The organism is uncultured Aquimarina sp. (genome assembly GCF_947492115.1).
GTDB lineage: Bacteria > Bacteroidota > Bacteroidia > Flavobacteriales > Flavobacteriaceae > Aquimarina.
In genome coordinates this window covers 130,224-141,932 of record NZ_CANLMM010000004.1, presented here as the reverse complement: position 1 = coordinate 141,932, position 11,709 = coordinate 130,224, and the positions used below count along the sequence as shown (strand labels likewise).

Here is an 11,709-nt window from a genome sequence, read left to right as displayed (position 1 = left end):
AACTAGATAAGTTAATCATCAAGATCTACCTCTCCTACTTGTTCTTTTGTCACTGATGTTGGAATTTCAGAATCGGAAGTATTTTCCTCATAATCTTGCATAACTCCTGCTAAACGCTCACTAATTTTCACTAAATAAATAGTGTCAATGGTTTTTACTTCTACCGCTTCTATGGTATCATTATGATGGTTTTTGAAAGATATTATATCTTTATCTGAATAGCCATCCGGAAACTTTTCTACTAAAAGATTTACAATATCTTTATTTAGCTTTTTGTAGTCAACAATTACTCTTTTCATAGTCTATAAGAATTAGTTGGTTATGGTACTACTGAATATCTTATCCTATTTCATATCAAAAAACTTAAACAACTGTCAGCTAAGTATTTCACATGAATTTCTCTCACTATATTAATGTGTAAATGACTATTACAAGTTAAAATAAAAAAATTAAAATCTTTGCAAATAATCTTCAAAAAAATGGGGTGTTTTCCTCAAACTTTCAATTTATAAAAATTAAAACCTGTACATTTAGAAAAATAATTTAAAAAAGTAACACTAATATTACTTCTGATGTCTAAGTATACTTCGAGTAGTTTATTAAAAATCTCATTAGGCATTCTTTTATTTTTTTCCTTCTTTCTTTACATATTCACTGAGGAAGTCTATACACAAATTGAAACTACTTCGATTTTCATAAGAAAATGGTTTGGTGGTTTTTATTTATGGTTAGGGCTAGGAACAGTTTTACTCTTACTAGTGTTAGCAATCTCACGATGGGGCAAACGTCGTTTAGGGCAGGAGCAAGACAGACCACAATTTTCTAGACTTGCTTGGATATCCATGTTATATAGTGCGGGAATGGGATCTGGGATATTATTAAGAGCGGTTCAGGAACCTGTATTTATGAGATGCTATGCTCCTATTTACACTAACAATACGTTAGAAACCATAGCGTTAGAGTATACCTTTTATCAATGGGGTTTTACGGCATGGGCGTTTTATGCAGTTTTTGCGATTGTTATTGGATATTATCTTTTTGTGAGATCCAAAAAAGTACTGTCTAGTAGCGCTTTTAGTTCATTAGAAAGCATCATCGTTTCCAAAAACACTCAAAACTTGGTGTTTAAGGGGATTGATATTCTTGCAATATTAACGACCGTATTTGGACTAGTAGCGGCGATTGGATTAGGAACCACTCAAATAAAAGGAGGACTTGATCATTTATTACAGACAAATTTTGATTCTAAAATTACAATCCTCTTACTAATCATAATTTCTGGTTTGGCATTCATATCGGTTTTTAAGGGCGTAAACAGAGGAATAAAGGTGATTTCCACTTGGAATATCTATATTACTTTTGCTTTGTTGGTTTTTGTTTTTACTCAGAGCGATATCGTATCGATTCTCTCTCAATTCTGTTATTCGCTTTTCCATTATATAGTTGATTTCATTCCCTTAAGTATTGCATATGGAGTTTATGATCCTGGAGAAAGCTTCCTAACAGATTGGACCTATTATTATTGGGCCTTTTGGCTTGCTTGGGCTCCTTTTACTGGTATTTTTATTGCCAGAATTTCTAGAGGAAGAACACTACGAGAATTAATCATAGGTGTTTTGCTTGTACCGTCATTAGGAACTTTCTTCTGGTTTACCGTATTTGGTGAATCTGCATTTCAAATAGTAGACAATCTTGATTTCTATCAGGGAGAGTTTGACAATGTATTTAGTTCTATTTTTGTTTTTTTTGAAAATTATCCTTTTCAAGGATTTATCAATACAACTGTTATACTGCTACTTATTAGTTTTTTAGTTACATCCTTAGACTCAGCAGTCTTTGTACTCAGCATGTTTACTGATCAGGGCAAACAAAATCCTTCTAAAAAACATCGTTTATTATGGAGTATTGTACTTACTATATTTGCTATTGGCATCATACTATTAGGAAATGCCAAAGAAGACATTAACGTCTTGACCGCAATGCAAAAGCTACTAATTATTACTTCGCTCCCTTTTTCGTTATTAATGGTTATAATGATCCTATTGTTCTTTATAGATTTTAGAAAGTCTAAAATCGACTAAAATTAATATGTGATATTATTTAATCGGTAAAAATTGTGGTGAAATATACTAATACCTGTTTTTCTGCGTAATGATACATACATAAATATACCAACTTAAAACTTTACTTATGAAAACCTACGTAACACTCATATATAACCTTGCATTTATCTGTATGTTCAACTTAAATGCACAAAACTGTAATGATACAGTTCATACAGGAGAAGGTACTTACTACGATGGTGTTGATGGAGGTATTTTTGGAAATTGTTCTTTGCCTGTAGCAACAGGAGATTATATGCATTGCGCACTAAATACAATTGACTACGACAGCAGTAATGCATGTGGAGCTTGCATCGAAGTAACTGGAGCAAAAGGCAGCGTACAACTAAAAGTTGTAGACCGATGCCCAGAATGTGCTGAAGGCGATGTGGATATGACAGAACAGGCTTTTGGTATGATAGCAGACATTGTAGATGGAAGAGTACAAATATCGTGGAAATTTGTGCCTTGCAATATTGCGAATAACGAATCTATAAAAGTTAATTTTAAGGAAGGTTCCAGTATATATTGGACAGCAATACAATTTAGAGATATTAGGCATGCTATCTCCAAAATGGAATATCAATTACCTGATAATACCTGGAAATCGGTAAACCGTGAGTTATTCAATTTCTTTATTGAAACGGATGGTATTGCTTCTCCCATGAATTTAAGAATCACCTCTGTTTTAGGAGAAGAATTAACCTTTGAAAATATTCCGATAGACTTAAACGTAGATTATAATACTGGACAACAATTTTCTACTCCATCAGAATGCACAGAAGCACTATCTGTAGATGACCTTGAGACAACCAAACTTTCTTTTTATCCAAATCCTGCTTCTGAAATATTATATTTCACTAATAATTCTAGACCTTGGGTACTTTCTGATAGTAATGGTAAAAAAATAAAAGAAGGAAACGCTAATTCTATAAACACTTCTTCATTACAATCTGGCTTATACTTTTTGTCTATCGAAAATAAAAAGCCTCAAAAAATAATTATAAAATAGGCGTGTTATTGGGTACCGTATTTTGCTACTAAAAATGTATGTAGTTTATATGCTCCAAGTCCTAGTAGAATACCTATAGCCATTCCTGTTATAATATCACCAGGATAGTGTACTCCAATATAAATCCTACTATAGCTTACTATAACAGACCAAAGCACCATAAAAGGAAAGATGTATTTAAGCCTTTTCTGTAATGCTAATCCAGTAAAAAATGCAATTCCCATCGTTGTAGAAGCATGTGCCGAAAAATACCCATGTCTCCCACATCTTTCAGCAATAAACCTTGTAAACTCACCAACACCTTCTATTTGACATGGTCTTGGTCTCATAAAGATCACATTTTTAAACAAGTTAGATAATTGGTCCGATACGGTAATTAAAGCTGCAACTACAACTAGTGTAATAATAGTTCCACGAAGACCAAAATATTTATAAAAGAAATATAGCAATATCAAAACCAAAGGGGCTTGATTTATTTTTTCGGTCATAAATAACCAAAATCCATCCCAAAGCGGCGTGCCTAAGTTGTTCAGATATAAAAAAAGATCTTTATCTAGTTGTATGATTTCATCCATAGGAACAGTTGGTTATTTATTTGATAAATATATGATTTTATAATCCTATTCTTCGTATCGTTCGATCTCACGATCATAAAAATCATTAGCAGCCTGGAATAAATTCTCAGCTTCGCTCTCAAGTTCTTTCTCATCGCTTTTATCAAATTCTTCGAACCATTCGACCTCATCGTTTTCTAAATTGATCACAAACCTTGGAAACTCCGTATGGATTACAAAGATGGCATCAGGATAATCGGTATTATCACCTAATAAGAATTTTGGAAGACTCATATACACTTAAATTATATTCAGCAAAGCTACAAAGTTTACAGATAAAGTAACAAAAACAAAAAGAGGTAAATCTATAAATTAGAATTTACCTCTTTTTAAATATCTTTCTAATGCCTATTATTCGATAATAATTTGTACTCTAGCATTGGATCCCAACTCATTATTATCAACTCCTTCTTCTTCTCTAGGCTGGGAATTACTAACACCCTCATAAGTTATTAAAGTCTCATCGATGCCATTGGCTATTAAATAGTCTTTTACAAAACCTGCACGAGCAGATGATAGGATCTCATTTTCGAATTCAATTTCCGAATCATTGGCATGACCTACTATTTTTATGCTATTAAACTTGAATACTTTTAAATACTGTAAGTACGAATCTAAAGCAGCTTTGATTTCCTCATATACTTCACTCTCTCCGATTAGATATTCGATATCGGAGAAATCTAATGCCATATCACAAATAGCATCTACATTAACTCCTCGTACATCTTGCATCTCTCTTAGCTCCACATCATCAATGTAATAATATGCATCACTGAATGTACTTCCAGATCTTAATGATTTCCCATTTGGATTGTCGGAAAAATATCCAATTGAGATATATTTTTCAGTTCCTTTTGCTTTATATACTCCACATACCTTTGTCCAATTTTGTGTATCACAAATCATCTCCGAGGACTCTATATGTAGCTTATATTCTGATGTTTCTGTAAATCTTGGCATTCTAGCAGTAAAATAAGATCCAATAGATGATGTACAAGAATTAGTGATATCACCTTCTCCCAAGGAAACATACATATGAAAATAATAATATTTACCAGCTTTTAAAGGACTTTTTAATTTAGTTACTATAGATTCTTTAGTATTATTACTAGTTATATATAAACCTACTTTACCCTCACCTGATCTTGGCTCCTGAGGACCAAACTGATCAAGAAAACCAGGAGCTTTGTGAGTAAATTTCATTTCGCTAACTGCCGGATGATGCGCATCTGGTGTATTTGTTAAGGTTTTCCAATCTGAAAGAATACCAAAGTTTCTCATGGCGTGCTTCATCTTTTTTACTGAAGGATTGGTTTCTTCAAAACTTGGATTAGGAATTAAATTTTGGGCTATTGCATTAGAAGTAACACTAATCATAGCAATGGTAATCAATAAAAGGTAAAGGTTAGATTTTGGGCTGTTCATCTCTTTTCTTTTCAGGTTTAGATATATTCGAAATATAGTTAAATATTTCTTAATATGAAATATACTTTGACAAGTAACAAAAACTAGTCCAAAAAAAGAAACGAACCAAAACTATCTATATTGTAAGTGACAAAAAAGATTCCAAAACTGCTATGAATTATCCTTTTTAATTACCAAATCTTTACTCAAATAATGAAAACGAGCATAAAGTAATAAAGCCGATGTTGTTAGACCTGCCAATAGGCCAATCCAAATTCCTACACTTTTATATTCTGTATACAACCCAAGATAAAAACTAACTGGAAAACCAATCACCCAATAAGCAAAAAATGTAATAGCTGTTGGTATTGTTACATCTTGTAATCCTCTCAATGCTCCTAGTACTGCTACTTGGATTCCATCAGATATTTGAAACAAAGCAGCAATCAATAAAAGCTTTGCGGCAATAGTCATTACTTCTGTATTATCCACAAGGTTTTCCATATCATCTACATCCAAGTAAATTTCTGGTAGCATATTATTAAAAATAATAAAACACAAGGCAAAAATAATCTCGATAAAAAATGTGAGTAGAAAGATCGAAAAAGCAATTCTTCTTAACTCTCTATATTGTTGCAGTCCTTTTTGATTACCTACTCGTACCATGGCTGCGACACTTAGTCCCATAGCGACCATAAAAGTCATAGCAGACAGGTTTAGTGCTATCTGATTTGCTGCTTGTGGATTTTTACCTAATATCCCAGAAATCCAAATCGCGGATGTAAAAATTCCCACTTCAAAAAACATCTGTAACGCAGAAGGAAACCCTAACGTAAGTATCTTTTTGAGCATATTACTTTGAAGAACAAAGAGCTTAATATTAGTAACATAAGCTTTAGATTTTTCTCTTCTTTTTAAAAAGAACCATAAAAAAACAACCATTATCAATCTGGAGACCAAAGTCCCTATGGCTGCACCAACGATACCCATTTGCGGTAAACCAAATTTTCCAAATATTAATAAGTAGTTTAAAAATACATTTACAATATTGGCGATTAATGTAGCATACATCGGATACTTGGTCATGGATAATCCATCAGAAAATTGTTTGAATGCCTGAAAAATAATTAAGGGTATTAATGAAACTGCTACTAAATCTAAATAGGGAATCGCCAATTCTACAACCTCTACAGGTTGTTCCATGTAATACATTAAGGGTTTGGCAACAAGAATTCCTAAAAACAGGATAATTCCAAGAGTAGTACATAAAAATAGTCCATGCTTAAAGGCGAGCTTTCCACTTGCAAAATTGTTCTCACCATCAGCCTCGGCAATTAACGGAGTAATAGCAGTGGAAAATCCTATTCCAAGAGACATTGCTATAAACATAAAACTATTACCTAAAGATACAGCTGCCAATTCCGCAGTACCTAATTGACCTACCATGATATTATCTATCAATCCCACAAAAGTATGTCCAAGCATACCTAACATAACTGGAGCTGCTAACCGAAGGTTATAGTTAAACTCTTTTGTGTATTGTTGCAACATGAATACAATTTAAAGTTGTCAAAGATAAGGAGATTCCTTTTTGGAATATTGTATGATTAACGGAACTTTAAGCACAAAAAAAAGGTGCTTTCTCAAGCACCTTTTTCTTTATCAAACTGTTGTAGTTTTACAAATTAGTTCTTCATAAATTTAGAAGTGACTGTACTTCCGTTAGTGCTTGTTAAACTGATAAAGTACATTCCCGAAGACAAATCCAATGTTGGTATTGAAATTTGATTTGCAGTAACATCAGACACTTTCACAGACTTTACTGTGGCACCAGTAATTCCAGAAATAACAATTGTCGAATTTTGAATTTTAGATAAATCTCCAGAAAGATACAGCTCATTCTTTACTGGATTAGGATATAATTGAAATCCTAATGTTTCAAGTTCATCTACGGATAATGATCTCGACGGTTCGATACCCCAAGCCAAAACTCCATCTGCATAAATTGGTACTCTCTCAGATTCTATTAGTGTACTACTTAGACCATCATAAGAAAAATCGTTGGTAGGATCCCAAGAGCTTTCCGCAGCATTATTAGGCACCGATACTCTTACCTGAATTTCTTTTCTATGTTCTCCTTGACCACCTGGGAAAGGCATTTGGTCACTATCGATCGCAACCTCTACATAATAAATATTGTTATCTGGATCCCAAGCTTGCAATCCACCTGTTGCTCCACCATTTCCTCTTCCTGTGATTTCATAATCCTCTGGAGCGTATCCCGCATTAATTCCTTCCGTGATATCGATAAAATATCTAGCTGTTAGACTTCCTGGAACTCGAGCTGGCCAAGCCGATCTATTATTTAACCAAATTGCTAATTCTGTAAACCTCCCAGATTCGCTATTGATTTTAGTTTCATTTAAAAACTCTACTCCAGAGTCTTCTTCTGTTGGGAAATTTGGTAATTCTGATCCTCCGAAATCCATGACCATTTTTGCTAATACACCCTGGTAACAAGCATTGTAATCACAAGCTACCTCATTTGCCTGAAAATCTGAACGATTCTCAACAAATACATCATCAGGGTTTCCAGGTCCTCCCATTAATGCACCCCACAAAGTGTGTCTAGATTCCTCTGGGATAGACTCGCTTCGAGTCCAACTAGAATGTTGACCTCTATGGTGTGGCTTAGTTGGTGGATTTACTCCAAATCCAGTTACTAAACTTCGGTTGTTTGGATTATCTCCCAAAGCATACTTTACCTGACTTACAGCAAAGTCATAATAGTCTTGATTATTAGGAGTACTTACATTATTCACAAAGATCAAAGCTGTTAATGCTGCATTCATAGAGTGACGTAGTGATCCCCATTGCGTTAAATGCGCCTGACCTCCTGGAGAATACGTGATTCCATTACCATTATCAATCCAAAATTGTAAATGTCTTTCTGTATTATCAATATATTGTTGCTTACCCGTAAGTTCTGCTAACAATACCATATTACCATATCTTTTATCGTCCCATACAAGACTCCATAGATAATCAGGTTCTCCATAGGTAGCTTCTGCTTTTTGCAGGTATGTATTATCTCCTGTTGCTTTATACAACCAAAGTGCTCCCCAAGTTAATTCATCTTCGTATCCGCCAGAAGAATAGGTTCCTACAGCAGGAATACCACCTTCTTCGGTATATTTACCTTTATATGTTTCACCAAATTCATATAAATCTTTGGCGTGCTGTAACAATGTAGCACTGTAGGTTGGATCACTGTCTTTAAAAATTATACTAGCAGAAGCTAATGCAGCAGCTGTTTCACAAACTACTTCCGTTCCTGGATGACTCGTATCTAGTTTAAAGGATTCTCTTTGTCCATATTGTGGATGAACATCTATCATTTCTGCTGGCATCCAGAAACTATGATCCTGTCCTTTTTTAGAAACCTGAGCATAAAACTCAAATTTTGTTGGGTGACATTTAATAAAGTAATCGGTTACCCACTTAATATTTCTTTTAAAATGTTCTGTTTGATTTACCGCGTCATATCCATCTTTGTATTCTAAAAACCCCCAGTTTAATGCAGTAACTGAAAATGCCATAGGAAATCCAAATTTTATATGATCTCCAGCATCGAACCATCCACCAGTAAGATCTAATCCTACATCTTGACCATCATTTACTCCAGCATCACTTCTCCAACTTACCCTATTCCAATCAGGCAATACTCCAGATTGTTGGGATTCATAAAATAAAATTGATTTCTGTAATGCTTCTCCGTAATTAAATTGCGCGACGACTTGTGTTCCTTGTAATCCCAAAAAGATTACCAATAAGCTTAGTAAGTTTTTTTTCATGTTTTGAATGATTTGTGTTTATATAATTTGTGTGGTTTGATAAGTCATTATTAACTCCTTTTTTAGCCTTTATATTATATTTTTTTTGATTTGTTAAGAGAGTGATAAGATCTTTTTTAGTTTTTGAAAAAAAATCCTACAAGAACATTTTTTATGTTATTCTAAAATTAAGAAGAGAAACTGCCTTTAATGAAAAAGACAGTTTCTCCTGGCTGAGTTTGTGTTAGAACTCTATTGATAGTTATTCAATATTTGTTTTTGGTTACCTAAACTATTGTTTAATTATTTTTATAGACTTGATATTCTTATTTGTCTTTCCTGCTTCTAAAATATTAACGATATAATATCCAGATGACAAACTACTCACGTCCATAAAATTCTCTCCTTCTTTCATTAATTTCTCTTTTACTAATAATCCTTGAACATTAAAGACCTTAATCGTCTTTCCTGTCATTTCTTGAGAAAAATTAATGCTATTGATTACAGGATTTGGATATAGTGATACAATTTCATTTGCATCATTATTATCACGGTTGACAGTATATGTAATTACTAATTGTGGTTTGCTAACAGATCCATTCTCTTTGGAAGCAAATGCAAAATCATTTCCTGAAAGTGCACTCACGATTAACGAAAGTCTATTCCCTGAAATTTGAGCAGTCTTTAGAGGTACTGTTTTCGTAGCTCCAATTTGGAAATTAGCGTTTAATGAACCTAATTGTGTTCCTTTTCCTGGCTTATTTGAATTGGATAAATTAGCTTCAGTCCAGTTGTTACTATTTCCTTTATTGATTGCAATGTTACCATTTCCTGGGTCAGAAAATATGGTGAATTTTAGGTCAGCCTTTGTAATTGTTCCGTTAATGGAAGAAAGATCAAACATTAGGAATCCGGTTCTCTTATTTGATTCTATGCGAACCATACTATTATTATATCGAGTAGATCCTTGCATATACGCATCATGTATCGGACTTAGTGTTATCGTTTGCTCAACAGGTTGAATTTTTGTAGTTACAACTTTATCGATATTATACAAATAACCAGCACCTCCCTTAAACGATAATCTTAAGGTTTTTTCACCTGAAGAAAGAGAAACTGTTGTGGAATATTTCTTATAGTCATGCCATTGTCCATTAACCGGGATATTTACCGAACCTACTAAATTCCCCGATTCTAAAATATCAACTTTACCACCAGTTCCTTGACTAGAAGCATAAACATCTACAGTATATTGGCTAGTTCCATTTACTTTTACTTTATAGGTCGTAAAATCATTATTCCTTATGTATCCTAAATTCTTACCAGAATTAGTACCTGGAGTATTTTCTATTCTTACGCTACCTGATTTAGCTTCAAAATCTTCCACTTCAAAAGAACCTGGTATCGCAATTGCATCAGTTGGTGGAGTGGAATCATCTTTAACAGTAATTGTAATTGGCTGAGAAGTTTTTACAGCACCATCATTATCCGTGGCTTTTGCTGTTATAGTGTAACTTCCTGCTGTATTAATAACAGTTGTTGTTTCATAGGGAGCAACCTGCTCTGTCGCTGTTAAACCATTATTTATAAAAAATTCCACTTTGGAGATAGATCCATCACTATCGGATGCATTCGCTTTTAGAGGTATCGTTTGACCCACCTGATAACTTGCTCCATTTGTTGGTGCCGTAACATTAACTGTTGGAGGAGTATTAGGATTTGTATCGTCTACTAATCGATAAGAACGTACCCAATCATAGTAGGTAGTACGATTTTCTAGAGAATCATTCATTCCATCCTGACCATTTTTTGGTGGATTCCAATCGTAAGTCTCAACTACCATGCGTAAATACATTGGAAGATTAAAATCTGCTGGTGGCTTTATTTGCCCAACAAACTGACCATCTAGATAAAATAAAATCTCACTTTTGCTTTTCCACCAAACTCCATAAGTATGATAATTCTTCCAAGAAGCTTCTCCTAATGGAGCTTTGTTTCCTTGCTGTCCAACAGGTGTATTATTACAATTGGTATTTCTACTATGTGTATTGGAATTCATATTGGTGATCATATTATTCACCCAATTGGCTCCATTAGAATTAACACCAACCGTCTCTGTAATATCTAACTCTGTTACACGAAGATTACATCCACTACCTTCATTTCGTTGATTAATAAGCCAAAAGGTAGATGACATAAAGGTTTTATTACCTTTCATTCGGGTTTCGTAATATCCGTATGTATTTTTTGTTAAGGATCTAACAAGACCTCCATTATGAGTCCAACCGTTGAATGGATTGGTCTTTTTAGAAGCAGAAATCTTAAGATTCCCACTACCAACAGAAACTGAAGATGTTTCAAATCTGGCCGGTTTTCTACCTTCCCATTGAGGACTATTTATTGCCCATTTATTAGTATTTAATGAAGAACCATTAAATTCATCAGACATGATGTCTATTTTTTCCCATTTCTTTCCATTTGGAGGTGTTGGTTGCGCAAAAACACTTACTGTTAGCATACATAACAATAAGAATATGATTGATTTGTTATTTTTTTCCATGATTAAAATCGTTTTATTTTTAGATCAAAACTCAATCTTGTTCAGATTGCATAACAAGAGAATATCTAAATGTTTTGAGGTAAAAAATTTAAAACCTTTTACCATTTATACTGATAATACATTAGAGGAAAAGGCGGTCCCAAAATGACCGCCTATTTCCCTATTATTCTCTTTAATTCTATTT

Annotated in this window: 9 protein-coding genes; 2 read left to right on the top strand and 7 right to left on the bottom strand. The window is 33.6% G+C overall.

Annotated elements, in window-relative coordinates:
• Positions 1–11 precede the first annotated feature (11 nt).
• Positions 12–299: a hypothetical protein gene (locus tag Q1A73_RS13750; RefSeq protein WP_299606640.1), complete on the bottom strand. Its 288-nt coding sequence runs from the start codon at positions 297–299 to the stop codon at positions 12–14.
• Positions 300–572: 273 nt separating this feature from the next.
• Here Q1A73_RS13750 and Q1A73_RS13745 point away from each other — a divergent pair, with 273 nt between their 5' ends.
• Positions 573–2,081, top strand: a complete 1,509-nt coding sequence (locus tag Q1A73_RS13745; protein ID WP_299606637.1) for a BCCT family transporter — start codon at positions 573–575, stop codon at positions 2,079–2,081.
• A 109-nt stretch (positions 2,082–2,190) separates the two neighbouring features.
• A complete protein-coding gene (locus tag Q1A73_RS13740) occupies positions 2,191–3,114 on the top strand; it encodes an expansin EXLX1 family cellulose-binding protein (protein WP_299606635.1) in 924 nt (307 codons plus the stop codon).
• Between the two features lie 5 nt (positions 3,115–3,119).
• Here the strand turns inward: Q1A73_RS13740 and Q1A73_RS13735 are convergent, their stop codons facing one another.
• The 6 genes from Q1A73_RS13735 to Q1A73_RS13710 form a co-directional block, all read right to left on the bottom strand.
• A complete protein-coding gene (locus Q1A73_RS13735) occupies positions 3,120–3,689 on the bottom strand; it encodes a phosphatase PAP2 family protein (RefSeq protein WP_299606634.1) in 570 nt (189 codons plus the stop codon).
• A 45-nt stretch (positions 3,690–3,734) separates the two neighbouring features.
• Complete coding sequence (locus Q1A73_RS13730; RefSeq protein WP_299606632.1) at positions 3,735–3,962, bottom strand: hypothetical protein; 228 nt, start codon at positions 3,960–3,962, stop codon at positions 3,735–3,737.
• Between the two features lie 117 nt (positions 3,963–4,079).
• On the bottom strand, positions 4,080–5,153 hold the full coding sequence (locus Q1A73_RS13725; RefSeq protein WP_299606631.1) for an OmpA family protein: 1,074 nt from the start codon (positions 5,151–5,153) through the stop codon (positions 4,080–4,082).
• A gap of 150 nt (positions 5,154–5,303) precedes the next feature.
• Positions 5,304–6,683, bottom strand: a complete 1,380-nt coding sequence (locus Q1A73_RS13720; protein WP_299606629.1) for an MATE family efflux transporter — start codon at positions 6,681–6,683, stop codon at positions 5,304–5,306.
• A 134-nt stretch (positions 6,684–6,817) separates the two neighbouring features.
• Positions 6,818–8,986: a glycoside hydrolase family 9 protein gene (locus tag Q1A73_RS13715; protein WP_299606626.1), complete on the bottom strand. Its 2,169-nt coding sequence runs from the start codon at positions 8,984–8,986 to the stop codon at positions 6,818–6,820.
• Positions 8,987–9,257: 271 nt separating this feature from the next.
• Positions 9,258–11,525: a carbohydrate-binding protein gene (locus tag Q1A73_RS13710; protein ID WP_299606625.1), complete on the bottom strand. Its 2,268-nt coding sequence runs from the start codon at positions 11,523–11,525 to the stop codon at positions 9,258–9,260.
• Between the last annotated feature and the right edge of the window lie 184 nt (positions 11,526–11,709).